The following is a 25,780-nucleotide window of genomic DNA, read 5'->3' on the forward strand; positions in this document are numbered from 1 at the left end:
CCCCAGGGAGCAGGCACAGGAGAACGGCGCGGAGAGAAGACCCTCCGCGCCGTTCTTGTATATGTCTACTTCTTTTTAGGCTGCGGGTCGTCGATGGCCACGCTCGCCATCAACACGACCTTGTCGCCGTCCTGCTCGACTTCCACGCTGCTGTTGCCCGCCGGGAAGTAGCGCCGCACGACTTCGAGGAGATCGTTGCGCAGGGCCTCGACCTTGCCGGGCGGAATCTTGGCGCGGTCGTAGGCCAGCACGAGTTCCAGGCGGTCCTTGAGGGTCTCCTTGCTGCGCCGGCCCTTCATCCACGAGAACATCTCACGCCCCTCCGCCGAACATGCGCTTCAGGGCGGCCCAGAACCCCTTGTCCTCCTCGAACTTGGGATAGGGCACGTCCTCGCCGCGCAGGCGCCGGGCGGTCGCCATGAAGGCCTCGCCCGCCTTGGTCTTGCCCAGCACCGCCGGCTCGCCCACGTTGGTCGAGACGATGATGCCCTCGTCCTCGGGCACGATACCGATGGGCTTGACTCCCAGGATGTCGAGCATGTCGGACTCCGAGAGCATGTTGCCGCTGGCGACCATCTTGGGCCGCAGCCGGTTGATGACGAGCCGGATCTCACCCACCTGCTGCGCCTCGAGCAGACCGATGATGCGGTCGGCGTCACGCACGCTGGAGACCTCGGGGTTCACGACCACCAGCGCGCCCTTGGCGGGGGCAGCGGCCGTCCTGAACCCCGACTCGATCCCGGCGGGGCTGTCGATCAGCACGCGGTCGAAGCCCTCGTCCTGCACCAGCCCGCGCACGACTTCCTTGAAGACCTCGGGGTCCAGGGCGTCCTTGTCGCGGGTCTGGGAGGCGGGCAGCAGGTACAGGTTCTCGACGCGCTTGTCCCGGATCAGGGCCTGACTCATGCGGCACTTGCCCTCGAGCACGTCCACGAGGTCGAAGACCACGCGGGACTCGAGGCCCATGACCACGTCGAGGTTGCGCAGACCCACGTCCACGTCGATCACGACGACCTTTTCCCCCAGCTTGGCGAGGGCTGCCCCGATGTTGGCGGTGGTGGTGGTCTTGCCGACCCCACCTTTCCCCGACGTGACGACGATGACCTTAGCGTCCATTGGCGGCAGTGTAGCAGGGGAAATTGAGGAGATCGTCCCCCGTCCGGCGCCCCTGCACCCGGCCAAACCCGCGCCGGGCGGCTTTATTTCGGGCGGCCGGGGCCCTAGGAGCGCGCGGCCCGCTCCAAGCGTGCCACCACGCGCCCGCGCCCCAGGGCAGCGAGCAGCTCGGGCAGGTCGGGGCTTTCCATCGTGCCCGCGACGGCGGCGCGCACGGGGGGCATCACCTTGCCGAGCTTGAGCCCCTGCTCCTCGGCATAGGCGTGGAACATCGCCTTGATCTCCTCGGCGCCGAACTCGGGGAGGTTCTTGAGGCGCGCGGCCAGCTCGGGCAGCTGCGCGCGCCCCGCGTCAATGGCCTTCTGCGCCTTCTCGTCCACAGGGTAGTCCTCGGACCAGAAGTACCCCGTCTTGTCCATGAACTCGGAAAAGACCTCGATGCGCGGCGTGAGCAGACGCACGGCGGCGCGGAAGTAGTCGTCCTCGGGCAGCTCGATCTTGCGGGCCGCCAGGAAGTCGTGCAGGCGCCGGGCCACCTCGTCCTCGCTCAGCACCTCGCGCAGGTACTTGCCGTTGTACCAGCGCAGCTTGGCCACGTCGAACACCGGGCCGCCCAGCGTCACGTCCTCCAGCCGGAACACGCGCTGAAACTCGGCGAGGTCGAAGATCTCCCGGCCGTCCGGGTGCGTCCAGCCCATCGTGGCCAGAAAGTTGAGCATCGCCTCGGGCAAAAAGCCTTCCTGCATGTACCACTCGACGCTCGTGGGGTTCTTGCGCTTGCTGATCTTGGACTTGTCGGCGTTGCGCAGCAGGGGCATGTGCGCCCACACCGGCTCTGGCCACCCGAAGGCGGCATACAGCAGGATGTGGATGGGCGTGGAGGTGATCCATTCCTCGGCGCGCACGACATGTGTCACGCCCATGAGGCGGTCGTCCACAACGTTGGCGAGGTGGTAGGTCGGAAAGCCGTCCGCCTTGAGCAGCACCTTGTCGTCGATCTCGCGGTTCTGGAAATGAATGGGGTCGCGCAGCAGGTCGTTCACGACCGTCTCGCCCTCCTGCGGGGCCTTGAGGCGGATGACGGCGGCCTCGCCCGCGTCCACACGGCGCCGGGCCTCCTCGGGCGACAGGTCGCGGCTGGGAATGGCGATGACGTGGCCTTCCTGCTGCGCCGTCTCGCGCAGGGCCGAGAGCTCCTCGGGCGTCTCGAAGGCGTAATAGGCGTGCCCGGACGCTACGAGTTGCCGCGCGTAGTCGCCGTAGAGGTCAAAGCGCTCGGACTGGCGGTAGGGGCCGTTCGGGCCGCCCTGGAGCGGGCTCTCGTCGGGCGTGAGCCCCAGCCACTGCATCATCTGAAAGATGCGGGCCTCGCTGCTGGCGACGTAGCGCCCCCGGTCGGTGTCCTCGATGCGCAGGATGAACTTGCCGCCCGCCTGGTGCGCGAGCGCGGAGTTGAACAGGCCGATGTAGGCGGTGCCGACGTGCGGGTCGCCGGTCGGGCTGGGAGCAATGCGGGTCACGACTGACATGGAGGACAGGATAGGGGGAAGCGGGTTGCGGCGAGTGGAGACGGGTGCGGGAACCCCCACGCTCTCCGCTATGGGCCACAATGCTCCCATGACCACGGCCGAGCCCTCTCCCACCCGCCAGACGGCCGTGGGCCTGGCACGCGGCACGGCGGGCGGGCTGCTGCTGGGGTTGCCGGTCCTGATGACGATGGAGATGTGGCAGCACGGCTACGCCCTGCCCACCTGGAAGCTCGCGCTGTTCTACGGCGTCAACTTTCTGGTCCTGCTCATCCTGGAGTATTACAGCGGCTTTCAGGACGAGGAAACCGCGCTGGACGTGGTGCAGGACGCCGTGATCGCGGCCGGGCTGGGGCTGGTGGTGGCAGGCGCCCTACTGTGGATCTTCGGGGTCATCGGTCCGGATCTGGGCGCGCGCGAGGTGATCGGCAAGGTCGTGGTCGAGAGCATTCCGGTGTCCATCGGCGCGAGCGTGGCGGCCGGGCAGCTCGGTACACGTGGGCGGGGCGAGGACCGCAACCGCCGTGAGGCGGGGTACTGGGGCACCCTCGCCATCGCGCTGGGGGGCGCGGTCGTGTTCGGCTTCAACGTGGCCCCCACCGAGGAGCCCATGCTCATCGGGCTGATGATGTCCGACGTGCAGGCGCTCGCACTAATGCTCGTCGCCCTCGTGCAGACCCACGCCGTCGTGTACGCGCTGGACTTCCGGGGCAGTGTTCCTATTCCCGAGGGCCGCAGTCCGCTGGGCGTCTTCTTCCGCTCCAGCGTGGTGACGTTCGCCCTCTCGGTGCTCGTGGCCCTGTTTCTGCTGTGGGTCTTCGGGCGGGTGGACGCCGACACGGGCCTGCTGCCCACCGTCCACATGACGGTCGCCCTGGGCCTCGTGACCAGCCTGGGCGCCTCGGCTGCCAAACTCCTGCTGTGAACGCGCCATGACTCAGGACCAGAATCCGCAACAAGACGGGCAGCCGCAAGAGCAGCCAGACGACCAGCAGCCGACCCGCAAGGCGCCGGCCGCACTGGAGTGGCTCGCCAGCGCGGTGGCTCTGCTCCTCGTTATGGGAACATTGGGCTACCTCGTGTGGCACGCGGCGCAACCGGCACGACCCGTGGCCTTCGAGGTCCGTGCCGACAAGCTGGAACGCCGTCTGGACCGCTTCTATCAACAGGTCGAGGTTCGCAACCTGGGTAGCGAGAGTGCCGGCCAGGTGGAGCTCCGGGGCACGCTGAGCCAGGGCGGGACCGTCCTGGAAGAGGTTACGGGCCAGATCGACGGTGTTCCCGCCGACTCGGCCCGCTCCACCACCCTGATCTTCCGCACGGACCCGCAGGGCCGCATCCTGAATCTCGATATCGCAAGCTACGGCGAACCCTGAGCGGAGACGGCCGGACCCCCTCCGCCCAGACCGGCCCTCAGCTCCAGTTCCAGACCGTCGGCTCGAATTCGTAGGAACCGGGCGCGAGGCGGCGCAGGTGCCCGAGCGCCGGAAAGGGGAAGTGGTAGCCCGTGACCCACAGCTTCTCGTCGGTGGCGCGCGCAAAGATGGCCTGCCGGGTGCGGGCAGCCTGCGCGCCGTCCACGTCGAAGCCCACATAGGCGCCTTCGTACTTGAGGGAGAGCAGGAAGTGCCCCGCCGCGTCCCCGAAGACCATCAGGCCGGGGCCGCTGCCCACGCGCGCCAGGACGCTGAGGTGGTTGGCGGTGTGGCCGGGGGTGCTCACGCTCGTCAGGCCCGGCACGATCTCGGCGCCCGCCGCGATGAGGCGGAAGCGGCCCTTCAGGGCGATGAGGTTGTTCTTCACGGCGTCGTTGGGGGTGGCCTGGGTGGTCCAGAAGTTGAACTCGGCCTCGCCCATGACGTGCTGCGCGTTCGCGAAGACCGGCTGCCCGTTCGCCGTGAGGCCACCGATGTGGTCGCCGTGCCCGTGCGTGATGAAGACCGTGCTGATGCTCTGGGGCGTGATCCCTGCGCGGGCGAGGTTGGCGACAAGCTGCCCGCCCGTGCCGCCGCGTCCGGTGTCGATCAGCGTGCGCCGGCCCCCGATCTCGATGACGACCGGATTGAAGTGGTTGACCGTGTTCGTGGCCGCCACGCCGTACTCGGCCAGGACCGCGGCGAACTCGGCCTGCCGGTCGGGGTTGGCTCCCCAGGTGGGCAGCACAGCCGCCAAGGGCGCCGCGCCGTCGCTGACCACGGTGACGGTCATCTCGCCGATCTGCTGGCGGTAGAAGCCGTTGCCGTTCATGGGCGCCATGGGAGCGGCCGGCGTGGTGGGCGGGGAGGTCTGGGCGCGGGCCAGCGGCGCGGCCACGCTGGCGAGGCCGGCGGCGCCCAGCAACTTCAGGGCGGAGCGGCGGGTGGGGGGCTGAGGCGCATCGTCGGGTTTCCGGTCACTCATGAACGAACCTCCAGGTGGAATTTCATTTGAACATTAAGCGATCAGCGTAGGGCTTTGCCGTGAGCAGGGAACGCCCGCCTTGAGGCAGCCTTCAGGGTTGCGGTACGGGGACCGGTTCGTCGCGGCCCCGCGCCACATCGCGCACGCCCCGGCGCCCGAAGGCGTGGGCCAGCTCGCGCTCGGAGAGGCGCAGGGTGGTCGGGCGGCCATGCGGACAGGCCCAGGGCAGCTCGCAGAGTTCCAGGGCGGCCAGCACCGCCGCTCCGCGCGCGTGGTCGAGCATCCCGGCCTTGAGGGCGGGCGCGCAGGCCAGGCGGCCCAGCACCTCGCGCCGGGGATCGGGGCCACCGCCCAGCGCCGTTTCCACGATCTGCTCGTGCAGCCGGGGCACCGGCAGGGCGGCCAGGGCAGCGGGCACGGCACGCAGCCGCGCGAGCCCCGCGCCGAAGTCCTCGATGTCCAGCCCCCAGGCGCGCAGCTCGGGCCCGTGCTCGTGCAGCCGAGCGAGCTGCTCCGGGGTCAGGTGCAGCAGTTCGGGTTCGGGCAGAGGGACGGGGCCGGCGGCGTGCAGCTCGCGGCCCAGGCGCTCGTACAACACCCGTTCGTGCGCGGCGTGGGCGTCCACCACCCACAGGTCGCCCTCGCCCTGTGCGAGAAGGTACAGCTCCTGATACACGCCCAGCAGGCTCAGGGCCGGAAACTGGCCGCCGGGGCGCTCGGGAGCCGGCGTGGGGGGCGCGCTCAGGGCCGGGGCCGAGCGCGCGAGGGGGTGCGCTGCGAGCGCCTGGGTCACCGCCGCGCGCACCCGCGCTGCGACGCCCGCCAGGTCGGCGAGCGCGACCACCTGTTTGGCTGGGTGAATGTTGGGGTCGTGGTCCTCGGGGGCCACCGTGAGGTCGAGCACACACAGCGGCGCGGCCCCGGCACTCAGCAGCTCGGCGAACCCCTCGATGACCGCCTTCTCGAGCTCGGGCGGGGCCTGCACGGGACGCCCATTGACGCTGAAGTGCATCCGGTCGCGCCGCGTGCGCGTCAGCTCGGGCCGCGAGACGACGCCGCTGATTCCCGCCGCCTCCACCGCCATGACCCGGTTGGCACTCAGGGGACCGTAGACACTGGCCACGGCTCCGCGCGTATCGGCGGGCGCGTGGGTCAGGCGGGCTTCGCCGTCCACCGTCAGGCGCCAGGAGAGGCCCGGATGGTGCAGCACGTACCGGCCCACGAGCGCCGTGATCTCGCGGACCTCGGCGGCGGGCGCGAGTTGCGTGCGCAGTCGCGCGGGCAGTTCGGCGAACAGGCGCGTGACCGTGACCGCCGTACCCGCCGGGGCGGAGACGCGGGCGACCTGTGTGACCTCGCCGCGGGCCCGGACCTCGCAGGCACCGACCTGCGCGGCGGGCCGAGTTAGAAGGTGCAACTCACCCGCCTGCGCCGCCGCCCACAGCGCCTCGCCCCGGAATCCCAGGGTGGTGACGTGCAGCGCCGCGCCCGCGCCGTCCGGCGACAGCTTGCTGGTCGCGTGCCGCTCGGCCGCGAGCGACGCCGACGCCGCCGGGATACCGCAGCCGTTGTCGCGCACCCGGATCAGGTCCAGGCCGCCGCCCGCGACCTCCAACTCGATGCGGGTGGCCCCGGCGTCCAGCGCGTTGTCGAGCAGTTCCCGCACCACGTCGAGCGGGCGCGACACGACCTCCCCCGCCGCGATCAGGCGGGCGACCTGAGGCGGCAGGATCTGGATGGGGCGGGTCGGGAGGCTCATGGGCGTTCTGTTCCCAGCATATCGCGCCCCGGCCCAGCCACCGTGAGGTCTATCCGTCCGCCTCCAGCAACTCGACCTGCCGCCCGTCGGGGTCGAGGACGAAGGCCATATCGCGGCCACTGGGGCTGGGCTGTAGGTCGCGGGTCACGGGAACGCCCGCCGCGCGCAGGTCGAGCAGCAGGGCGCGCAGGCCCCGAACATGCACGGCAATGTGTTCGGCCCAGTGGGGGTGCGGGCGCGCTTCCTCGCCCATGACCTCAAAGAATTGCAGGCGGCCCTCGCCCAGCCTCAGCACAGCGCGGCGGTGGCCCTCGGCGGTCACGAGGTCCTTTTCGGTCACGCCGCCTAGGCACACATAGAAAGCGAGGGCGGCGCCCACGTCATGGGAGAGGAAGGAGACGTGCTTGAGCATGGGCGCAGGGTAGCGCGGCCGCACAAAGCCGGAGCGGGGGGGGGTAGCCCGGCGCTCCGGCTTGGGGGTAAAGGGTTATTTGACGAGTGAGGCGAAGTAGGTGGTGGTCGAGGTGCCGCTATAGGTGGTGGACGAGCCGAAAAGCCACGCACCGCCACCACCGTTGAGGCTCTGACCGGCGTTGGAGAGATATGGACTTTGCGACGAGTAGGTGTAGATGGTCGTCGCTTTGGCCGCGTTGTTCGTCAGGTCAAGTTTGAGAAAGCTGCTGCCACCAAACAACCACAGGCTGTTGGGGTCGGCGCGGTCTATACCGATAATATTTCCGTATCCGTATGTATTGTTGTAGCTCCTGGTATCTCCAGCCGGAGTAGCACGCAGGATGCCGCCTCCACCCACGGCGTACCAGTTACCGGAGTTGTCGAGCACCGCAGGTAGAGGCTGAGACGTATTGCGCACAGCGTCGCTTACGACCGCTGTCGCCGTGTCGATCCGGTAGAGCCTGCTGGAGCCGACGATCATCAGGGTCCGGCCATCCGGGCTGCTGAGAATGGGGTTGGTGCTGTCAACTTCCGTGAGCATGGTTACCCGTTCGGCAGTACTAGTCAGAAGACTGGCCTTGTTCAGGGCCACCCCCGCCCCGGTGTTGCTCAGGAACCAGAAGTTTCCCTGAGCGTCTGGCTTGCCGGTCAGAACGCCGTAATTCAGATCACTCCCGCGCAGCGTCACGGCACTGCGCTCGCCGGTCGCGCCCACACGCGTCAGGGTGAAGACGTACGCACCCTGGGTACTGCCGTCGTTCAGGGTCAGCACGAGGGCATCACCCCCAGGCGTGCTGAACAGCCGCGTCGTGTAGGCAGGAGACCCCAACGGGTCTTTGTTTAGGATGCCCAGGTCAACCCGCTGCACCGTCTGCCGGCCTTCCTGACGTAGCAAGGTCAAGGTGTTATCCGCAGCGCGGTCAAGAATCCAGACTCCGCTGGCAGCAGGGGCCGAGGCGTGATAACCACGCAGGGCGATAGGCGTGCGGATAGGCGAGACACTGTAGCTCTGTGTGGCGTTGGAGCCGGCGACGATTTTTGGTCCGACCACCTGAACGTCAAAGGTCGTTCCCACCGTCACGTCCGGCCCGACGGTCAGTTTGATGGTCGCATTCGCCTGGCCGTTCGCCGTCAGGGTCACGGTTTCAGTCGTGGCGCTCACACCCGCCGGTAAGCCCGCGAGCGTAACGGTCGTGGTGCCGGCATAGCCCTCCACGCTGCTCAGGGCAACGGGAAAGTCCCGCGTTTCACCCTGAGCGAGCGATCCAGTCTGCTCAGAGAGCGAAGTGGTGAAGTAGGCCGATACGCTGGGAACCGTCAAACTGACGTACAGACTGCCTCGTCCTACCTCTATCCCCCCCTTCTTAACGATCAGGGTCAGGGGACCGCTATAGGCCTTGGCCTCGGCCTCAGCGCTGAAAGTCAGGTTGCGGGCAAGCGCCTGGGCGCCCACACCCTGTCTCCTCAGGCCCTGACCACGGATAGGCGCGGTCTCTAGGCTGGGAAGGGTCAGGGTCGCGGGGGTGACGGTGACGCCGGGCACATTAGTTTCCAGCGTCACATCACCGCTGATCGCGCCGGATTGGTTGAGGCGCACGCTACGGGTAGCCGTCTGCCCGGCGCGCAGGGCCAACTCGCCCTGATCGTCGAAGATGACTTCTATGCCCTCTCTGGACGGACTGTACTGGAGTTGAGTACGGGTTCCCATGGGGACGGAGGTGACAGCGAATGTCACCGTATCCTGTTCGTCCACACCGACCAGTCTCTCGTTGACGAGGTTCCAGCCCCGATTCAGGCTCACGTCCAACTGGGTCTCGAAGCCCGCACAGATCTGCCGCCCCTTGAGGCGAACGGCGGTGTCGGAGTACACCCGGAGGACGAACTGGCCAGCCGTATCCCGTTCCCGCAGCGTGCCCAGCAGATCGCCGGCAACCGTGCGCACCGCATACGTCGAGGAAAAAGAGGACAGTCCAGGATTGCGCGCGCTGCTTTCTCCGGAGAACGTGCATCCGGAAAGAAGGCCCTCCACCCTGGGAGCACTCGGCAGCCGTCCACCGACGATCCCGGTGGCGGCTACTGTTCCAACGACCACCGGGCCGGTGTAGTCGTACCCCAGTACCTGCCCCTCGCCGTACTTCCAGTCCGGGATCACGCCCTGGATGCTGGCGGGGTCCACGGAACTGCTGAGATCGGTCGCCGTGGCATCTTCCCCCCCCGTCACCAGCAGGCTGAAGCTGTACGGCGTCGCCTTCAGGTTCGCCGGGTCCACCCCACCCATATCCACTGCGAACGTCACGTTCGTGCTTGCCCCCGCCGCCAGCGACGTCGCCGCCAGCCACCCCCCGTCCGTCACCTGCACGCTCAGCCCCGCCGGCGCCGCCACATTCAGCCCCGCCGTGCTCAGGCCCCGAAAGTACACGTCGGCGTCAGGGTCGGCCTGCGCCGCCGTCTTGTCGGTATTCAGGCGCTGCCCCTGCACCGGGGTCAGGGTCCCCGCCAACGCCGAGGCGTCACTGCCGTCGAAGTACCGCACCGTCCGGAAGGGCGTGCCCCCAGCCGTCGGCGCCTGGGCATTGTTGGAAGGGTCGCCGTCGGTGTCGTTCAGGGCCACGGGCAGGAAGACGAGATTCTTCAGGGCCCGCCCTGAAGTGTTCGTGAGCTTGAAGGTGGCCTGGGCGTGCCGCACGCTCTTGCCGTTCTCTGTGGTGACGAATTCGAGGGTGGAGAGGGGGGTGGTGCCCAGACCGAGGGGCTCGGGGGCGTTTTCGAGACGCTGGGCCCCTAGACCGCCGCCGAGGCGCTGGGCGGAGGCGGTGGCCTGCGCGCTGCCGAGGTTCTGGAAGTTCAGTTCGTACAGTGCCGACGGCGTGGGGGCCACGGGCGGCGTGACGGCCTCGGACGTCCGGCCGCACGCCGCCAGCAGGCAGGTGATGGCCAGAAAAGGAAGAGCTTTGAGGGTCAAGATGGACTCCTTGGTAGGCGCGGCGTCGCGCAGAAGAGAGGCAGAGATCGAACAGGAGAGTCTTCCATGAGAGAAAATCCCAAAGAACATTATAATTCTTTAGCTGATAGTGATTTAACGCATCTGCCGCCCTGGACCCTGCGCGGCCGGGGCTGGCTCGCCCTCTACCGCCTGCGTCCGGCCCAGGTGGGCGCCCTGCTGCTCGTGCGCTACGTCTCCTCGCCGGTCGGCCCCTACGATGAGTTGATGTGGGTGGAGGCACCGGTCGTCACTCCGGTCGGGGGCCGCCTCAGCATCCGGCGCATCGTGGTGAGCACGGCCGCGAGTGTGACCTGGGGCCGGCGCAACTGGGCCATTCCCAAAGCACAGGCTGCTTTCGACTGGTCCGTGCCGGGGCAGGTGCGCGTGACAGACACTGGGGGGAAACCCTATGTCCACCTCGCCTTTCACCGCAGCGGTCCCGCCTTACCGGTGAATGCCGCTTGGCTGCCCCGCGCGTGGCGCACCATCGCACAACCCGCCCTGAACGGCGGCCCAGAATGGAAACTGACGACCATCGGCGGAACGGCCCACGCCAGTCCGGCTCACCTGACCGTGCTGCACGCGGTGGGTCTGGCGCCCAAGCTACCAGAGCGGAGGCCCCTGCTCGGTGTGGGCTTCTCCGGGGTACGGCTGCACTTTCCAGAACCTGCACGCTGGCCCGAACCCACACTCGAGCAATAAAAAATCCGCCCTCTCGGACGGTGATTGGTAAACTATAGCGCGGTATGCAGGTAACGTCAACTCTATGCTCTGCCTTCCCAGCCCACGCCCGGCCTGACCGCTTGGTCGGGGTAAAACATCCCCTCAGGGCGGTGGGATAGTGCAGCTATGGAATACCGCAAGTTGCAGGGCACGGACCTGACGCTGAGCGCCGTGGGTTTCGGCGTCTGGACGGTCGGCACGACCTGGTGGGGCGTCAAGGACGAGGCGATGGGCAAACGTCTGCTGCGCCAGGCGTTCGACCTGGGCATCACCTTTTTCGACAACGGCGACACGTATGCCTCGGGCCGAGCCGAGGAGCTTCAGCGCGAGGCCCTGGGGGACGTGCGCGAACAGATCGTCATCGGGACCAAGTTCGGCTACGACATCTACAACAACCCCGAGCGGCCGGGCCAGCAGGAGCGCCCGCACGACTGGACGCCCGAATACATGCGTAAGGCGCTGGAGGGCAGCTTGAAGCGCCTGGGCACCGACTATATCGACTACTACCAGCTGCACAACTGCCGCGTCGAGGCGATCCGCCAGGACGACCTGTGGGCCGAGCTGGAAAAGGCGAAGGCCGAGGGCCTCATCCGCGCCTACGGCACTGCGCTGGGGCCGGCGCTGAACGAGCGTCAGGTCGAGGAGGGCGTCGCCTCTGTCCGCGAGCGCCGCGCGCCCACCCAGATCATCTACAACCTGCTCGAGCAGGTGCTGGGCGAGCAGATCCTGCCAGTCGCCGAGGCCGAGGGGGTCGGTGTGATGGCCCGCGTGCCGCACGCTTCCGGGCTGCTGGAAGGCTACATGACGCTGGACACCGAATTTGAACCAGGCGATCACCGCAACTGGCGCATGACCACCAACACCAAGCGCAAGGCTTGGATGGAAGACGGCCTGAAGAAGGCCGAGCAACTGAACGCCGAGTTCGTCGAGGGCCGGGGCCGCACCATCGGGCAACTCGCGCTGCAGTTCGCGCTGCACTCGCCCGCGATGGGCACGGTCCTGCCCAACATCTACGCCGAGCAGGGCCTGCGCGAATACGCCGCGACCTTCGACGCCGCGCCCCTGACTGGCGAGGAGTACGGCGCGGTTCAGGCGCTCTACCGCGACAACTTTGGCCTGACGCACGACCTGCGCGGGCAGGAAATCGTCAAGACGGAGGCGGCCCAGTGAGTCACGAAGACCCGAAGACCAGCACCCAGGCCGCCCCGCAGCAGACCGAGGCCACGCCGCCCGGCGCCGGACAGAGATCTGCTGGAGCAGCCCCCGCAGGTGCGCCCGCCGCCGGGGGCCGCCCCGGTCGCCCGAAGATGATGGTGGACCTCGACCCCAGCGGGCAGGTCACGGGGCGCGAGGCTGACCGCGCCAACCGGCAGTTCCTGAACTACGCCTTCTACAAGCTCGACCCGGCCTTCCGGCGTCTGCCTCAGGCCGAGCGGGATGAGCTGAAGGCCGAGTTCCTGGCCGCCGCGCACGGCTGGGCCGAGGACGCGCCGGCCGAGAAGGGCCTGATCCAGCGCCCCTACTCGCTGGTCGGCCTGCGCGGCGACGTGGACTTCATGCTGTGGCGCATCGCCTTCGACGTGCGCGAGTTCCAGGAAGCCCAGGCCCGGTTAAACCGCACGCGCCTGATGGGCTACCTCACACAGCCCTACCACTACACCTCCATGCAGAAGCGCAGCCAGTACGTCAACCGCATTGAGGGCAGTGGGCACGGCCTGGAGATCCTGCCCGGGCAGGGCAAATACCTGTTCATCTACCCCTTCGTCAAGACGCGGGCATGGTACGACCTCTCGCCGCACTCGCGTCAGGGCATGATGGACGAGCACATCCACGCCTCGGGGCCGTTCAAGGGCGTGCGGATCAACACGAGCTACTCCTACGGCATCGACGACCAGGAGTTCGTGGTGAGCTTCGACAGCGACTACCCGCAGGAGTTCGTGGACCTCGTGGGCCGGCTGCGCTACACCGAGGCGAGCCTGTATACCCTGCGCGACGTACCCATGTTCACCTGCGTGAAAAAGGACCTCGCCGAGCTGCTGGACGACCTGGCCTGACCTTCTTTGCCAGATCGGGCGCGGGGGCCGGTGGGCGACCCGCGCCCGGTTTTCTGTAGTGGGAATGACGGGCCACCCGTACGCCACCGGCAGGCCGCAACTGGGACCGCCCCAGTTTCACGGTATCCGGCCCTTGACTTTACCTACTTATAGGTAGATAGTTACAGATAGATGCGGCTGGCCCGGGAGACGATTCCTCGGCCTCCCCTCCGCCGCGCCCCAGGAGCCCGACATGACCCCTACAACCGACCTCGCTGCCAAAGCCCGCCGACTGCTCGACCTGCATACCGCCCCCGAAATCCTGACCCTCGCCAACGTGTGGGACGTGGTCTCGGCCCAGGTCGTCGCGGACATGCCCGGCACGCAGGCCCTGGCGACCGCCAGCCACTCCATCGCCTCCTCGTTCGGGTATCCCGACGGCGAGCACATCCCGCTTGACCTGCACCTCGACATGGTGCGGCGTATCGCGGCCGCCGTGGACCTGCCCGTCTCGATGGACCTCGAAGCCGGGTACGGCAACGCGGGTGAGACGGCGCGCCGGGCCATCGAGGCCGGCGTGGTCGGCGGCAACCTCGAAGACCAGATGCGCCCGCTGGACGAGGCCGTGGCCGCCGTGCGCGCTGTGATGGCCGCCGGACGCGCCGCCAGAATCGAGTTCGTGCTCAACGCCCGGACCGACGCCGTGGCCCGCGCCGACGCCAGCACCCCCCGTGCCGAGGTGCTGGCCGAGGCCATTCGCCGGGGCCAGGCCTTCCTGGAAGCGGGCGCCCCCGTGGTCTTCGTGCCCGGTCTGATCGCCCGCGACGAGATCGCGCAGGTCGCGCAGGCGCTGGGGCACAACCGCCTGACGGTCATCAGCGTACCGGGCAAGAGCCTGAGCGCCCGCGAGTTGCAGGCGCTGGGTGTAGCGCGCGTCTCGACCGGCCCCTTCACGCAGCGCGTGGCCCTCACCGCCCTTCAGGACGCGGCCAAGGCTCTGGTCGGCGGCGGCACCCTGCCCGAAGGCACCCGCGCGCTGAACTGAGCCGCTTCCCTTCCCGCACAGGCCCCGCCCCCATGGTGGGGCGTTGTTACATTTCCACTCCGTCCAGACTCGCTACCCCATGCTTCAGCGCGTACAGCGCGGCCTGGGTGCGGCTCTCCAGGCCCAGTTTGCTCAGGAGGCGCGAGACGTGGGTCTTGACCGTCGCCTCGGAGACGCCTTGGTCGGCGGCGATGTCGCGGTTGCTGTGCCCGCGCGCCAGCAGTTGCAGCACGATGGTTTCTTTGGGAGTGAGGCTCTCGCGCATCTCGCCGCCCCGGAAGTCGCGCACGAGCCGCTTGGCCGCCTCTGGGTGCAGGCGCACCTCGCCGCGCGCGGCGGCGTGGATGGCGTCGGCCAGCGTGTCCGACGACGCGTCCTTGAGCATGTAGCTGATGGCCCCGGCCTCGATGGCGCCGTTCACCTTGTGTTCCTCCAGGGTGGAGGTCAGGGCGATCACTTCGGTGTCGGGGTACGCGCGTCGCAGCTGCCGGGTCGCGGCGATGCCGTCCATCACGGGCATCATCAGGTCCATGACGACCACGTCGGGACGCAGGCGCCCGGCTTCGGCCAGCGCCTCCTCACCGTTGTTGGCCTCCCCCACCACCTCGATGTTCTCGTCGAGGCCCAGAAACAGGCGGAGGCCCTGGCGAACGACGGCGTGGTCGTCCACGAGCAGCACGCGGACGTTGGAGGCGGATGTGGGGGCAGGGTCGGTCATGGTTCATTCTCCTGGGAAGGGACGCGCAGGGTGAAACTGCCCGGCGGGGCGTCCACGAATACGTCGAGGTCGGGGGCGGTGGCGGGCGGCGTGCCGGGCGGCAGCAGCAGAGCGTCGCGGCCGGTGAAGCGTACCCGCACCCGCAGGGTGGCCGGCACATGCAGGGTCACGCCGCCGCTCTGGGTGCGGATGTCGAGGTTCCCGGAGGTGCCGCTGCGGGCCGTGACCTCCACGTCGCCGCTCTGGGTGGTCACGCTGCCGCGGTTGACCCTTGTGGGCAGCGTGAGGGTCACGTCGCCGCCCAGCGTGCCGGCACTCAGGGCGTCGAGGCGCGCGCCGCCCAGCGCGAGCGTCAGGTCGCCCGACTGCCCGTTGACCCGCAGCGCCTCGGGCGAGGCCCCGGCCGGCGCCGTGACCTGCACCGCGCCGCGCCGGGTGATGAGGGCCAGCGGGCCGCCGGGCTGCGCAGGCAGGGTCAGGTCCAGGTCGCCGCTGTCGCTGCGGACGGTCAGGGCGCGCAGGCGCAGGCTGCGCAGGTCGAGCCGCTGGTCTCCGCCCGAGGTCAGGGTGCTCAGGGTGAGGGGAACGGCGCGGGTCAGGCCCACGCTGAGGCGGTGCTGCACCGGCTCGGGCGCGACGACGCCGCCGCGCTGCAGGTCCTGAACGTACAGCGCCAGTTCGGCCTGCACGGCGCGGCCCTCTCGGCCGACCGACACCTCCAGCAGGTTGCGGCGCCGGTGCCGGGCGTCGCCGCGCAGCAGGTCCGGGCTGCCGGCCGGCAGCGGAAAGACGTTCAGGTCGCTGCGGTCGCCCGCGAGGCTCACGGTCGCCGTGTCGGCGTAGTCGAGCGGCAGAGGGCCGTCGAGCGGCACCTCGGCCGGGGTCGTGACCGTCGCCAGGCCGGGAGTCGGCCGGAAATTCAGGCCCTGCCACATGAGCAGTCCCCCCACCGAAGCCAGCGCCAGCCCCAGCGCCATGCGCGCCAGCACCGGCAGCAGTGGCCGGGGCGGGGGCAGGGTCATGGGAGCTCCCGCAGCGGTGGGGCTTCGGCGGGCGCGGCGGGCAGGGTCAGGACGACGGCCGTCCCCTCGCCCGGCGCGCTGCCGACCCGCAGGGCTCCGCCCACCCCGGCAGCGCGCTCCCGCATGCTGCGCTGGCCCAGGGTGCCGCGTCCCGCCGCCGCCGTGTCGAACCCGCGCCCGTCGTCACGCACCTCCAGGCGCACCTCCTCGCCCTCCTGGCGCAGCGAGAGCCACACCGACTCCGCACGGGCGTGCTTGACCACGTTGTGCAGGGCTTCCTGGGCCACGCGGTAGGCGGCGGCCTGGGCGTCGGGCGTCAGGGACGGCTCGGCGCCCAGTTCGGCATGGACGTTCAGACCATGACGGGCCTCCAGGGCGTGTGCGTGCTGCGAGAGGGCCGCAACCAGTCCACCTTCCTCCAGCGCGTCGGGGCGCAGCGAGAACAGCAGCGCCTTCATCTCCGAGACGCCGCCCTCGGCCAGCCGGATGGTGTAGTCCAGGCTCGCGCGGGTGCGGACCGGGTCACGCTCCAGGGTGGCGCGCGCCGTCTTGGCGCCCAGGGTGATGCCGTAGAGCGCCTGCGCCACGCTGTCGTGCAGCTCGCGGGCCAGCCGGGCGCGTTCCTGCTCGCCGGCCCGCGCGCCCGCGCGCTCGATGAGTTCGGCGGCGTGCAGCGCCGTGCCCGCGTGGTCGGCGATGCTGAGCAAAAAGGCCAGCTCGTCCGGCCCCGGCCGCCGGCCCGTCGCGTACACGGCGCGCAGCGTGCCGCCCCCCACCCCAGCCGAGGCGGGCAGCGTGACCGGCAGCAGGGCCAGTGTGCCTCCGCCCTTCAGGGCGCGCACGCTCGCTCCGCCCGAGAGCGGCACGCCGGCCAGAGGTTCCAAGTCGTCGCCGGGGTCCAGGGGGGCGCCGCTCAGGGCGCGCAGCGCGCCGCCGGGAGCCACGAGCGCGACCGTGCGCGCGGTGCTCGCGGCGCGGGCCTGGTCGGTCAGGTCGCGCAGGGTGGCCTCCAGATCGTCGCCCAGGGCGACCCGGCCGGCGGCGCGGCGCAGCGCCAGCACCTCGCGCCGCGCCGCCTCGCTGGCCCCTCCCTGCGAGAGCAGCGCGCCCGCCAGTCGCCCCCACATCCGCCCCATCAGATTCAGGACGCCCGCGCTGACGATCACCGCCCCCAGCCCCAGCAGCACCAGACCGGCGGCGGCCAGCGGCGTGGGCTGCGCGCTGAGGTTACCCCAGGTCAGGAACACGGGCGTGACGCGTTCGGGGGCCGACGCCCACAGCGGCGCGCTCAGGCCCACGGCGGCCACGGCCAGCAGTAGCGCCAGCACCAGCCAGCACAGCAGCGCCAGCGGCAACTGCACGACGTGAAACAGCAGGGCGCGGTAGGTGTCCGGGTCGCCGAGAGTCGCGCGCAGCCAGGGCAGGACGCCGGTGTAGGCGGGCGCGAGCGCCGGGCGCACGAAGCCCACACCCAGCAGTCCGGCAAGAGTCCGCTGCACGTCGGCCAGCCCGCCCACGAGCCACAGCGATCCCAGCAGCAGCGCCGCGCCCACGAGCACCGGCAGGGTCAGCAGCCCCACGACCACGCCGCCGGTGAGAAGCGCCGCTGCCGCGCCGCCCACCGGCAGGGCGAGCAGCACGTACAACGCCACGCGGTAGGTCTGCGGGTCCCACAGGTCGCTCAGCGGCCCCTCGCGCCGCGCCGCCCGCAGGTCCTCCCTCTCCGCCATCCAGCCCATCATGCGCCAGAGCGTAGGGGGCCGTGGGCGCGCGGGCGTCCACCGAAAGGGGGAAGGAGGCGTAGCGCGCGGGGATCAGCCCAGCCGCGTCAACTCACCTACCGCCTGACGCAGGGCGAAGCGCGTGTACTGGGGCCGCCACCCCGGCACCGTACCCGCCCAGTCGCGGAACTGCCGGTCATACACCACCGCGCGGTGCAACAGGGCCAGTGGTAGGGCCCGCCACAGCAGCGGCGCGGCGTCCGGGCAATCCCAGGCCCGCAGGAAGGCCCCGGCGAGCTCGGTCTCCAGCCCAGCACGCGACCGCACCGGCAGGCCGCCCCGTTGGGGGTGCAGGGCAAACGCCAGGAACCACCCAGCATCCATAAATGGGTGGGCCGCGCATGTCGCCTCGCTCCAGTCGAACCACACGCTGCCCCGAACCCCATGCAGAGCATTGCGCGGGTGGGCGTCGCCGTGGCTGGGCCGGTCGGGGAGGCCGTGTGCGGTGAGGTCCCGCAGGAGCGCGCGCACCTGGGACCGGTCCGCCTGCAGGGCGGCGATCTCGGCTTCCGGCAGGTTCCAGTTGCGCAGCGCCGCCGCATCGTCCAGCAGGACCAGGATGGCCTCGCCCGCCCGGCCCAGCGGCCAGGCGGGGCAGCCTGCGGCCGCGAGGGCGGTTGGGTCGGCCCGCCGCTGAACATCGGCCAGCCGGGTCAGCGCCTGCGTCCAGGCGTCCAGATCGGCCACACCGTCCAGCAGTTGTCCGCCCGAGGCGACGAGTTGCGCGCCTCTCTCCGGCCAGGCCCCCAGCAGTGGGGGCACCAGCGTGGGCAGCGTGCGGGCCACCTCGGCCGTGACAGCCGCCTCGCGCCCCGTCTCACTCACCTTCAGGAAGGCGGAAGTGGCCTCAGCCGGCCCGGCGTGCAGGGACACTTCCCACACCGTGTTCAGGTCATGCATGGAGACGAAGGTGGGCGGCCCTCTGCGGCCCTGTCCCCGCGCGGCCAGTTCGGTATCCAGCCAGGCGAGAGTATGCGCCGGCCAGCCGGGACGCTGCCACGGGCGGGCACCGGGCACAGGTTCCGGCAAGACCGGGCTCCAGGCCAGCCCCGCCGGGGCCAGTTCACTCTGCGCTTGCAGGTGAACCGGCCCACCCAGGCCAAAGCGCGCCCCCAGATCATGCAGAGGCCAGACCGTCAGCCCCCACACCGCCCGCACGACCCCGGCGGGATCGGACCCCTGCGGGAAGTCGAGGACGGGAAGGGCGTCACCGCGCCGCAGCACCTGTCGGCTGCCGGGATGCCACACGGCGACTTCACAGGGGAGCGGCGGCAGACCGGACACAGGTCCGAGTCTAGCCGCCGCTCCCGGGACTGTCTGGCGAGCTTCAGCCGGGAATGCGCAGGCGCTGACCGGGCTGGATGAGGTCGGGGTTGCTGATGTTGTTGTAGTGCGCGATCTTCTTGTACTCCATCGCGTCGCCGTAGTACTTCTGGGCAATGGCGCTCAGGCTGTCGCCGGGCTTGACGGTGTAGACCGTGTCGCCGGTCTGCTCGTCTTTTTCCTTGGCAAGTTCCTTGACGCCGGCCGCCACACGCAGCCCGCTGGAATCCACACCAGCGACACCGTCCACATCCCGCGCGAGCTGCTCGGCGAGGCGCTTCTCGTGGTCACTGTCCACCACGCCGCGCAGGATCACGCTCTTGCCGCTCTGGAGTACGTCAATGGGGTCGTCGGCCAGTTCGCCGTTGCCGCGCAGGGCCGCGAGCACCGCCTTGGCGACGCGGCTGTTGTCCTCGGTGAGTTTGTCGCTCAGGTCGGGGGTAGCCGAGGTCGGCGCAGGTGTAGAAGCCGTCGCTGGGCCCGCGCTCTGCTGCACGATGTCGGGCATCTGGACCGGCTCGCTGGGCATTTCGGGCACCGGAGCCGACTGGGCCTCCGTGACGGTCACTCCGCTCGTATCCACGCTACGCACGCCGCTGATGCCGCCCGCGACCGCGCTGATCAGGCCGACCTGCGACTGCCGGGCCACCTCACCGGTGACAGTCACGGTGCCGCCCTTTTCCTGGACCACGAGGCCCAGCGGCGCGAGGACGGGGTTTCCCTGAAGGGCTTCTTCGACGCGCTGCGCCGTGTTCTTTCCGAATGGCCACATGCCAGCAGCCTAAGCCTCAATCCTGAAGATGTGACTGAGCTCACGTTGGCGCAATCTTCAGGAAGGTGGGGCAGACAGCGGCGGCAAGGTGAGCGACTCGGCCCACAGGCGCAGGGTCGCCTCGGCCCGCACGCCCAGTTCGCGGCGGGTCAGGGCCAGCAGCCCGGCAGTGCTGGCCGGCTGACCGGAGAACACCGCCACGTAGGACCGCAGCCACCCCCGGAAGGCCACGTCTCCAACCTCGGTGCGCAGGGCGTGCAGGGCCAGCGCGCCGCGCAGGTAGGCCGTCTGGTCGAACAGTTCCTCAGCCGAGGTCGCGGCCAGGGGCCGGGTCGGCCGGCCCTGAAGGCGGGCGTACCACCCGGCCGCGACCTCGCCGCCGTCCTGCCCCTGAGCCTGCGCCCACAGCAGTTCTGCATAGGTGGCAAAGCCCTCGCTGAGCCACACGTCCGACCAGTCAGCCAGCACCACGCGGTCCCCGAACCACTGGTGCGCCGTCTCATGGACGAGGACGCGCTCGCTGCTGGAGCGCACCGGCATGGTGTTCAGGGTGGCCGTTTCCAGCGCGGGCACGGGGCTCTCAACGATGGCCGAGCCGTGCGCCGCGAACGGAAAGGGCCCGAACCATCCCGCGAGCACCTCCAGCATCTCGCCGGTCCGGCGGTAGGGCGCCCGCACCGACTCCGCCACCCGCGGGGGCAGCCCGGCCGGAAAATAGTCGCGCCGCACGACCGCCGCGCCTCCCACGCCGACCGGCACCGGGGCCGAGTCCACCCGCACGAAACGGTTTATGTGGATTGCCAGGGCGTAGGCGGGAATGGGAACCGCCTGCTCGAAGGTGAAGGTGTGGCCCGCCGGGCCGCTTACCACGCCGGTCTCCAGGCCACTGGCGGCAGCCGTGTACCCCGCCGGCACGGTGATACGCACAGTGAAGGTCGCCGGGTCGGAGGGATGGTCGTTGACCGGCATAAACCCGCGTGTCCCTACCGGTTCGCTGAGGCTGTAGTTGGCCCCGCCCACGCCGCCGGCCCCCGGCACCGCCTGCCAACCGGTGAGCAGCGAGAGGTCAGGCGTCTGGACGGCCAGCCCCGCGTAGCGCACGCTCAGGCGCGCGGTCTCGCTGGGGCGCAGCGGCGCGGGCGGCACGACCCGCAGCTTGCCCGCCGCCCGGTCGAGGGTGAAGGCCTGCGCGGCGCCGTTCCAACGCACCTCCTGCACTGCCGGCCCCAGGTAATCGAGCGCGACGGCCGCCAGGGGCCGCGTGGCCGCGAGCGTCAGCGTGACCTCGCCGCGTAGCTCCAGGGTACCGGGACGCGCGACCGTCAAGTCCAGGTCGTAGTGCCGCACGTCCAGCCCTGCCTGCCCCAGCATGGGGTAGATACGGTCCCCGATGGGAAAGGACGACGCGGCAGGCACGCCCGGCGCCGGCGCGGCCGAGAGAAGCAGCGCGCCGAGCAGAGCAGCGGCCAGAGCCACGCCGCCGCGCCGGGGACCGGACGTGTTCAGATGGGGTAGTAGGCGCGCGGCTGACCCCGCACGAAGTCGCGGGTGGGCACCCAGATCAGGGGGTTGCGTTCCTCGACCTCGGGCGGCGGGCCGTAGCGCACCAGGGCCTCGACCTGCGCGAAAGGCACCCACTTGACCCCCACCACCTCGGGGTCGGTGGGCGCGAGGTCACCGCTGAAGGACGCCGTGAAGCGCCCGAAGTTGGCGTAGCACTCGTTGCGCGTGCCGGTGAGCAGCTCGCCCTCAATGAGGCTCACGAACATCAGGTCGGTGACGCGCAGGCCCGTCTCGACGAGGACTTGGCGCACGGCGGCGTCGCCCAGCGTTTCGCCGGCGTGCGCCTTGCCGCCAGGCAGGCCGTAGAAGATGCTGCCGTCGTCCATGCGCTCCTCGACGAGCAGAAGCTGGTCCTCCTGGACGAGGTAGACGTGCGCGGCGCGCTTGATCGGCAGGGTGCGCGACAGGTGACTCATGTGCCGGCGAGTCTAGCGCCCACTGGGGGCCGGGCGGCGGCGGCGTCTTACTTTGTCCGGCCTGCACGCGGGCGTCCGGTGCCCGGACCACGGCGCCGATCCCCCACGATCGCTCAAGGCGGCCTCAGCCGGGCGGGCGCGCGGGGCCTATAGGCTCGGCACATGACCAGATCCGACCGCGATGAGACCAGCTTCACGCCCGATGTGGTGGACGAGGGCACCACCGGCGAGCTCCTTCAGGACAAGATGGCCGTCGAGGGCATCCTGCGCGCCGACACCCAGGACGACGCCAAAAACCCCAACGACCAGCCCGGCTTCGACGACGGCCTGCTGGGCGGCAGCGACTTCGAGGACCGCCAGGGCACGCCCAACAGCGAGCTCGGCAGCGACCTGGGCGGCGCCTCGACCGGCGGAGAGGGTGCCGAGCGCAGCGGCGGCGTGGACGGCGGCCCCGCACGCAGCAAGCCGCTGCCCGGCACCGACCGCTGAGGAGTGGACACAGAAGCGGGAGGGGGAAGCCGACGTACCGGCTTCCCCCTCCCGCTTCTGTAACCCCGACCTATTTGAACAGCGGCAGATGCCCCAGAGCGATCACTTCGGGGCGTTCCTGCCCCTCGGTGAAGACGGCGATCACGGCCGCCACCTCGCCGCCGACCTCCTCTATGATCTGCTGGATCGAGTGCAGGGTGCCGCCGCTGGACACCACGTCGTCCACGATGGCGACCTTGTGGCCCCTGATCTTGGAAACGTCGAAACCGTCGAGGACGAGCAGCTGAGGCTTGCCGGTCGTGATGCTGACCACCTCGCGCGCCACTGGCTCGACCATGTAGGGCTTTTCCGTCTTGCGGATGACGACATAGGGCTTGCCGCTCTCACGGCTGATGACGTGCGCCAGCGAGAGCGCCTTGACCTCGGGCGTGACGAGCACGTCGACATCGGCGGGAATAAGGGCAGCCAGCTCACGCCCGGCCGCCTCGGTCACCTCGGTGTCCCCCAGCATGTTGAACAGCGCCACGCTGACCCCCGGCGCGACTTCCACCACGGGCAGCTCCCGGCTCACCTGGCCCACCTGGACCTGAAACGTTTTCACGCCCGCAAGTGTACTCCGCGCCGGCGCGGTCACCTGGCGGCGACCGCGCCCATCACAGTCGGATAGCGGGCAGATGAAACGTGAAGGCCACGTCAAGGCGCCGAGTCATCCACAGGAACGCCCCCTGCTTAAAGCTGAGTAGGCCGAGTGACCTGTTCGGACCGTGCGGCGGCTTCTGGCCGGCCGGCGCGGGCTGCCGCCCGTCGGTGGACCTGTCCCCGACTTCCGACCCCCCCGACCCTACCCCTGCCCCGGAGGCCCCGCCATGAAACGAATCGCTGCCCTGAGCATCCTGTCCGCCCTCGCGCTGTCCGCCTGCACGACCACGCCTGTCACGCCCGCCACGCCCGAAGGCATTACCGCCTACGGCCTCGTCGGCGGCAACCAGCTCGCCACCTTCGGTACCTCCAACGCCGCCGCGAGCTACGGCACGATGAGCGTGACGGGCCTGGCCAGCGGCGAGTCGCTCGTGGACCTCGACTTCCGCAACACCGACAACCGGCTGTACGCGGCCACGTCGGCGGGCAAGATCTATGTCATCAACACCGACACGGGCGCGGCCACGGCCGACGGCTCCTCGGTCGCCAAGACGACGCAGGCCATCGACTTCAACCCGGTCGCCAACCGCCTGCGCGTGGTGGGCGCCGCGAACGACAATTACCGCCTGACGGTGAACAGCACGCCCGTGCCCTCGGCCGCGCCGGCCGGTACCGTGACCCCTGACGGCTCCTTCGCCTACGCCGCCGGTGACGCCAACTTCGGCAAGACGCCCGTGCTGACGGCGGCCGCCTACACCAACTCGTACAACGACAGTGCGGCCGGCGCGGTACCGACCGGCGCGGCGACCGTCCTCTACACCATCGACTCGGCCACCGACACGCTGGTCGAGAACACGGTCAGCCCGGCCTTCAGCACTCTGGTCACCCGCTCGACGCTGGGCGTGGACGTGGGCACCGGTCTGGCCGGCTTCGACATCGCCGGGGCCAGCGACGCCTACCTCACGGCCGTGTCGGGCACCAGCACCACCCTCTACCGCGTCAACCTGAGCGCCACCTCGAACGCCGCGACCGCCGTGAGCACCATCAGCGGTGTGAGCATCAAGGCCATCGCGCTCAAGCTGCCCAGCCGCTAAATCGTTCCGGGCAGAGCGGGCCACTCCAAGGCGGGGTGGTCCGCTTTCCATGCGGCCCGCTATCGTCGGGACATGACCCTCTCCCCTACCCCTGCGCCGGACGCCCCCAAGACCGAGTGGCGAAGCTGGGCACGGGCCACGCGCGGCGCCCTGCCTGACCGCTCGGCCGAGGTGACGGCCCACCTGCGCGGCCTCTTGCACGCCCAGGGCGCGCGGCGGGTGCTGGCCTACCGCGCGCTGCCGGGCGAGCCGGACGTGTCGGGGCTGGCCGAGGACTTCACGCTGCTTGCCCCACGCGCCCGGTTCCGGCCCACGCCGCGCCTGACCCTGCACGCCTGGGACACGGCCACCGAACCCAGCCGTTTCGGGGCGCTGCAACCGCCCGTGAACGCGCCCGAGGAAGCCCTGGCGACGGTGGACGCCGTGCTGCTGCCCGCCCTGGCCTACGACCGGCGCGGCGTGCGCCTGGGCTACGGCGGAGGTTTCTACGACCGCCTGCTGCCGGACTTCGGCGGGCTGGTGGTCGGGGTAACGTGGGCGCCGCTGGTCGTCCCGGAACTGCCGAGCGAGGCCCACGACAGCCGCGCCGGATGGTTGGCGACGGAGGAAGGCGTGGCGCGGGTCCGGCCCTGAAGCTCGGCCCACCCCGCACCCCCTACTCCACCCGCAGCTCAGCCTGGGCCGGACCGGCGCGGTCGGCCACGATGGCCTGCGCCACAACGTCCGGCGACAGGGCGCCGCGTGGGGCGCGGCCGACCTGGGCCCACAGGGCCGTGTCCACGGCGGGGGGCAGCACCAGCGTCAGGGCGAGGCCGCGCGTCTCCAGCCGGGCAATCTCGGCCGCGCGGGCCAGAGCGGCCTTGCTGGCGGCGTACTGCGAAAACCCGCGCGCCGTGACGAGTTCGGGGCGCGCGCCGATCAGGTACACCCGGCCGCCGGGGGCCAGGCGGCTCAGCCCGTGCTTGAGCACCCACAGCGCCCCGAAATAGTTCGCGTTCCAGACCTGACGCACCTGCGCGGGGTTGGCCTCCGCGAGCGGATGCGGCCACGCGGCGCCGGCGGCGTAGACCAGGGTGTCCAGCGGAGGCGCGGCCTCCAGCAGCGCGCGCACATGGCTCTCGAACCCCAGGTCGGCGACGCGGGCCGCCGCGCCGAGTTCGGCTGCCAGCATACCCAGCTTGCCCTCGTCACGCCCCGAGAGGATCAGGTCGTCCCCCTGCGCCGCGAAGGCCCTCGCCGTCGCCGCCCCGATGCCGCCCGTCGCGCCCAGAATCATGGTCTGCATGGGCCACAGCAGACCCCAGACACGGCCGCGTGACGGTACGCCCGCCTACGTCGCCCCGCTCTCCCCCAGCGGCCAGTGCTCGAGCGGCAGGTATACCCCGCCCGGTCCCGACTTGCGCAGCAGGGCGACCTCGTGGGCGGTGAAGGCCAGGGGGGCCGCCGTCAGGTCGGCGAAGGCGACGCGGGCCGCGTCCAGCAGCGCCGACAGATCGGTGCCGCGCCGGGCGAGCGCGACCGAGAGGTGGGGCGTCATATGCGCTCCCTCGTAGCCGAAGCGCTGGGCCGGGCGCAGGGCAGAGAGCAGCGCGAGGTGCAGGGCGACCGCGTCCGCGCTGTGCACGCTCAGGTACAGGGCCGTGCCGTTGCGGAAGACCGCTGGCCCCCCGACCTGCACCTGGACCGGGGCGTGCCCGGCGACCGCCGCCCGCGCGGTGGCAGCCCAGTCCAGATCGGGTGAGAGGCCGCTGCGCGCCTTGACGGTGATGTGGGGCGTGGCCGCCGCGTCGCGCAGGGCGTGCCCCTCCCGGAAGGCGGCGATGCGCGCGGCGAGGGCCGGAGGCGGCAGCACCGCCAGGAGGTACGAGGGGCTCACACGGGCCAGGAAGTGCGCGGAGAGCGGCTTTTTCGGGGAAACATGGGGC

The 25,780-nt window shown here is 70.3% G+C and carries 26 protein-coding genes; 9 read left to right on the top strand and 17 right to left on the bottom strand.

The window, feature by feature from the left end:
* Positions 1-65: 65 nt before the first annotated feature.
* From minE to gltX, 3 genes are all read right to left on the bottom strand, one after another.
* Entirely contained in the window at positions 66-311 is a 246-nt protein-coding gene (gene minE, locus ASF71_RS17110) for a cell division topological specificity factor MinE (RefSeq protein ID WP_056302410.1), read from the bottom strand.
* Position 312: 1 nt separating this feature from the next.
* Positions 313-1,116 (bottom strand): septum site-determining protein MinD, encoded by an 804-nt coding sequence (minD, locus tag ASF71_RS17115; protein WP_056302411.1) that lies wholly within the window; start codon positions 1,114-1,116, stop codon positions 313-315.
* A 104-nt stretch (positions 1,117-1,220) separates the two neighbouring features.
* A complete protein-coding gene (gene gltX / locus ASF71_RS17120) occupies positions 1,221-2,645 on the bottom strand; it encodes a glutamate--tRNA ligase (protein WP_056302412.1) in 1,425 nt (474 codons plus the stop codon).
* An 88-nt stretch (positions 2,646-2,733) separates the two neighbouring features.
* Between gltX and ASF71_RS17125 the strand changes: the two genes are divergently transcribed.
* Positions 2,734-3,567, top strand: a complete 834-nt coding sequence (locus tag ASF71_RS17125; protein WP_162243136.1) for a TIGR02587 family membrane protein — start codon at positions 2,734-2,736, stop codon at positions 3,565-3,567.
* Between the two features lie 7 nt (positions 3,568-3,574).
* Positions 3,575-4,018: a hypothetical protein gene (locus tag ASF71_RS17130; RefSeq protein ID WP_056302414.1), complete on the top strand. Its 444-nt coding sequence runs from the start codon at positions 3,575-3,577 to the stop codon at positions 4,016-4,018.
* Between the two features lie 37 nt (positions 4,019-4,055).
* Here ASF71_RS17130 and ASF71_RS17135 read toward each other — a convergent pair whose 3' ends face one another.
* From ASF71_RS17135 to ASF71_RS17150, 4 genes are all read right to left on the bottom strand, one after another.
* Positions 4,056-5,042 carry an MBL fold metallo-hydrolase gene (locus ASF71_RS17135; RefSeq protein WP_056302415.1) on the bottom strand — a complete coding sequence of 329 codons (987 nt, stop codon included), beginning with the start codon at positions 5,040-5,042 and terminating at the stop codon, positions 4,056-4,058.
* Positions 5,043-5,133: 91 nt separating this feature from the next.
* Positions 5,134-6,801: a DNA mismatch repair endonuclease MutL gene (mutL, locus tag ASF71_RS17140; RefSeq protein ID WP_056302416.1), complete on the bottom strand. Its 1,668-nt coding sequence runs from the start codon at positions 6,799-6,801 to the stop codon at positions 5,134-5,136.
* 49 nt (positions 6,802-6,850) lie between these two features.
* Complete coding sequence (locus ASF71_RS17145; RefSeq protein WP_056302970.1) at positions 6,851-7,213, bottom strand: VOC family protein; 363 nt, start codon at positions 7,211-7,213, stop codon at positions 6,851-6,853.
* 75 nt (positions 7,214-7,288) lie between these two features.
* A complete protein-coding gene (locus ASF71_RS17150) occupies positions 7,289-10,216 on the bottom strand; it encodes a hypothetical protein (protein ID WP_056302417.1) in 2,928 nt (975 codons plus the stop codon).
* Between the two features lie 66 nt (positions 10,217-10,282).
* On the opposite strand from ASF71_RS17150, the gene ASF71_RS24585 reads away from it, so the two are divergent.
* The 4 genes from ASF71_RS24585 to ASF71_RS17170 all read left to right on the top strand — a co-directional run bounded on the left by ASF71_RS24585 (position 10,283) and on the right by ASF71_RS17170 (position 14,038).
* On the top strand, positions 10,283-10,939 hold the full coding sequence (locus tag ASF71_RS24585) for a hypothetical protein (RefSeq protein ID WP_200939737.1): 657 nt from the start codon (positions 10,283-10,285) through the stop codon (positions 10,937-10,939).
* A gap of 147 nt (positions 10,940-11,086) precedes the next feature.
* A complete protein-coding gene (locus tag ASF71_RS17160) occupies positions 11,087-12,130 on the top strand; it encodes an aldo/keto reductase (RefSeq protein WP_056302418.1) in 1,044 nt (347 codons plus the stop codon).
* Between the two features lie 137 nt (positions 12,131-12,267).
* Positions 12,268-13,014 (top strand): chlorite dismutase family protein, encoded by a 747-nt coding sequence (locus ASF71_RS17165; RefSeq protein WP_056302974.1) that lies wholly within the window; start codon positions 12,268-12,270, stop codon positions 13,012-13,014.
* A 232-nt stretch (positions 13,015-13,246) separates the two neighbouring features.
* Entirely contained in the window at positions 13,247-14,038 is a 792-nt protein-coding gene (locus ASF71_RS17170; RefSeq protein ID WP_056302419.1) for an isocitrate lyase/phosphoenolpyruvate mutase family protein, read from the top strand.
* A gap of 46 nt (positions 14,039-14,084) precedes the next feature.
* On the opposite strand, the gene ASF71_RS17175 is transcribed toward ASF71_RS17170, so the two are convergent.
* The 7 genes from ASF71_RS17175 to ASF71_RS17205 form a co-directional block, all read right to left on the bottom strand.
* A complete protein-coding gene (locus ASF71_RS17175) occupies positions 14,085-14,756 on the bottom strand; it encodes a response regulator transcription factor (RefSeq protein ID WP_056302420.1) in 672 nt (223 codons plus the stop codon).
* Positions 14,753-15,778, bottom strand: coding sequence for a DUF4097 family beta strand repeat-containing protein (locus ASF71_RS17180; RefSeq protein ID WP_235514570.1), 1,026 nt, complete (start codon positions 15,776-15,778; stop codon positions 14,753-14,755). Before ASF71_RS17180 ends, ASF71_RS17175 begins: the two co-directional genes overlap by 4 nt.
* Positions 15,775-17,520, bottom strand: coding sequence for a sensor histidine kinase (locus tag ASF71_RS17185; protein WP_056302421.1), 1,746 nt, complete (start codon positions 17,518-17,520; stop codon positions 15,775-15,777). The genes ASF71_RS17180 and ASF71_RS17185 overlap by 4 nt, the downstream gene beginning before the upstream one ends.
* 72 nt (positions 17,521-17,592) lie before the next feature.
* Positions 17,593-18,843: a hypothetical protein gene (locus tag ASF71_RS17190; protein WP_156372940.1), complete on the bottom strand. Its 1,251-nt coding sequence runs from the start codon at positions 18,841-18,843 to the stop codon at positions 17,593-17,595.
* A 43-nt stretch (positions 18,844-18,886) separates the two neighbouring features.
* Complete coding sequence (locus ASF71_RS17195) at positions 18,887-19,654, bottom strand: BON domain-containing protein (protein WP_056302423.1); 768 nt, start codon at positions 19,652-19,654, stop codon at positions 18,887-18,889.
* 57 nt (positions 19,655-19,711) lie between these two features.
* Positions 19,712-21,130 (bottom strand): M1 family metallopeptidase, encoded by a 1,419-nt coding sequence (locus tag ASF71_RS17200; protein ID WP_235514571.1) that lies wholly within the window; start codon positions 21,128-21,130, stop codon positions 19,712-19,714.
* 26 nt (positions 21,131-21,156) lie between these two features.
* Positions 21,157-21,633 (bottom strand): NUDIX domain-containing protein, encoded by a 477-nt coding sequence (locus tag ASF71_RS17205; protein ID WP_056302424.1) that lies wholly within the window; start codon positions 21,631-21,633, stop codon positions 21,157-21,159.
* A gap of 162 nt (positions 21,634-21,795) precedes the next feature.
* Here ASF71_RS17205 and ASF71_RS17210 point away from each other — a divergent pair, with 162 nt between their 5' ends.
* Positions 21,796-22,122 (top strand): hypothetical protein, encoded by a 327-nt coding sequence (locus ASF71_RS17210; protein WP_056302425.1) that lies wholly within the window; start codon positions 21,796-21,798, stop codon positions 22,120-22,122.
* A gap of 70 nt (positions 22,123-22,192) precedes the next feature.
* Here the strand turns inward: ASF71_RS17210 and ASF71_RS17215 are convergent, their stop codons facing one another.
* Positions 22,193-22,723, bottom strand: coding sequence for a phosphoribosyltransferase family protein (locus ASF71_RS17215; RefSeq protein WP_056302426.1), 531 nt, complete (start codon positions 22,721-22,723; stop codon positions 22,193-22,195).
* Between the two features lie 265 nt (positions 22,724-22,988).
* Between ASF71_RS17215 and ASF71_RS17220 the strand changes: the two genes are divergently transcribed.
* Positions 22,989-23,855: a DUF4394 domain-containing protein gene (locus ASF71_RS17220; RefSeq protein WP_056302427.1), complete on the top strand. Its 867-nt coding sequence runs from the start codon at positions 22,989-22,991 to the stop codon at positions 23,853-23,855.
* Between the two features lie 72 nt (positions 23,856-23,927).
* On the top strand, positions 23,928-24,488 hold the full coding sequence (locus tag ASF71_RS17225; RefSeq protein ID WP_056302428.1) for a 5-formyltetrahydrofolate cyclo-ligase: 561 nt from the start codon (positions 23,928-23,930) through the stop codon (positions 24,486-24,488).
* 22 nt (positions 24,489-24,510) lie between these two features.
* Here the strand turns inward: ASF71_RS17225 and ASF71_RS17230 are convergent, their stop codons facing one another.
* Positions 24,511-25,140, bottom strand: coding sequence for an SDR family NAD(P)-dependent oxidoreductase (locus ASF71_RS17230; RefSeq protein WP_056302429.1), 630 nt, complete (start codon positions 25,138-25,140; stop codon positions 24,511-24,513).
* A gap of 45 nt (positions 25,141-25,185) precedes the next feature.
* Positions 25,186-25,731: a 2'-5' RNA ligase family protein gene (locus ASF71_RS17235; RefSeq protein ID WP_056302430.1), complete on the bottom strand. Its 546-nt coding sequence runs from the start codon at positions 25,729-25,731 to the stop codon at positions 25,186-25,188.
* Between the last annotated feature and the right edge of the window lie 49 nt (positions 25,732-25,780).

The sequence above is a fragment of the Deinococcus sp. Leaf326 genome (genome assembly GCF_001424185.1).
GTDB lineage: Bacteria > Deinococcota > Deinococci > Deinococcales > Deinococcaceae > Deinococcus.

Coding starts and splice junctions, on each gene's coding strand:
- minE (WP_056302410.1), bottom strand. CDS start 311: ATGTTCTCGTGGATGAAGGGCCGGCGCAGCAAGGAGACCCTCAAGGAC.
- minD (WP_056302411.1), bottom strand. CDS start 1,116: ATGGACGCTAAGGTCATCGTCGTCACGTCGGGGAAAGGTGGGGTCGGC.
- gltX (WP_056302412.1), bottom strand. CDS start 2,645: ATGTCAGTCGTGACCCGCATTGCTCCCAGCCCGACCGGCGACCCGCAC.
- ASF71_RS17125 (WP_162243136.1), top strand. CDS start 2,734: ATGACCACGGCCGAGCCCTCTCCCACCCGCCAGACGGCCGTGGGCCTG.
- ASF71_RS17130 (WP_056302414.1), top strand. CDS start 3,575: ATGACTCAGGACCAGAATCCGCAACAAGACGGGCAGCCGCAAGAGCAG.
- ASF71_RS17135 (WP_056302415.1), bottom strand. CDS start 5,042: ATGAGTGACCGGAAACCCGACGATGCGCCTCAGCCCCCCACCCGCCGC.
- mutL (WP_056302416.1), bottom strand. CDS start 6,801: ATGAGCCTCCCGACCCGCCCCATCCAGATCCTGCCGCCTCAGGTCGCC.
- ASF71_RS17145 (WP_056302970.1), bottom strand. CDS start 7,213: ATGCTCAAGCACGTCTCCTTCCTCTCCCATGACGTGGGCGCCGCCCTC.
- ASF71_RS24585 (WP_200939737.1), top strand. CDS start 10,283: ATGAGAGAAAATCCCAAAGAACATTATAATTCTTTAGCTGATAGTGAT.
- ASF71_RS17160 (WP_056302418.1), top strand. CDS start 11,087: ATGGAATACCGCAAGTTGCAGGGCACGGACCTGACGCTGAGCGCCGTG.
- ASF71_RS17165 (WP_056302974.1), top strand. CDS start 12,268: ATGATGGTGGACCTCGACCCCAGCGGGCAGGTCACGGGGCGCGAGGCT.
- ASF71_RS17170 (WP_056302419.1), top strand. CDS start 13,247: ATGACCCCTACAACCGACCTCGCTGCCAAAGCCCGCCGACTGCTCGAC.
- ASF71_RS17175 (WP_056302420.1), bottom strand. CDS start 14,756: ATGACCGACCCTGCCCCCACATCCGCCTCCAACGTCCGCGTGCTGCTC.
- ASF71_RS17180 (WP_235514570.1), bottom strand. CDS start 15,778: ATGACCCTGCCCCCGCCCCGGCCACTGCTGCCGGTGCTGGCGCGCATG.
- ASF71_RS17185 (WP_056302421.1), bottom strand. CDS start 17,520: ATGATGGGCTGGATGGCGGAGAGGGAGGACCTGCGGGCGGCGCGGCGC.
- ASF71_RS17195 (WP_056302423.1), bottom strand. CDS start 19,654: ATGTGGCCATTCGGAAAGAACACGGCGCAGCGCGTCGAAGAAGCCCTT.
- ASF71_RS17205 (WP_056302424.1), bottom strand. CDS start 21,633: ATGAGTCACCTGTCGCGCACCCTGCCGATCAAGCGCGCCGCGCACGTC.
- ASF71_RS17210 (WP_056302425.1), top strand. CDS start 21,796: ATGACCAGATCCGACCGCGATGAGACCAGCTTCACGCCCGATGTGGTG.
- ASF71_RS17220 (WP_056302427.1), top strand. CDS start 22,989: ATGAAACGAATCGCTGCCCTGAGCATCCTGTCCGCCCTCGCGCTGTCC.
- ASF71_RS17225 (WP_056302428.1), top strand. CDS start 23,928: ATGACCCTCTCCCCTACCCCTGCGCCGGACGCCCCCAAGACCGAGTGG.
- ASF71_RS17230 (WP_056302429.1), bottom strand. CDS start 25,140: ATGCAGACCATGATTCTGGGCGCGACGGGCGGCATCGGGGCGGCGACG.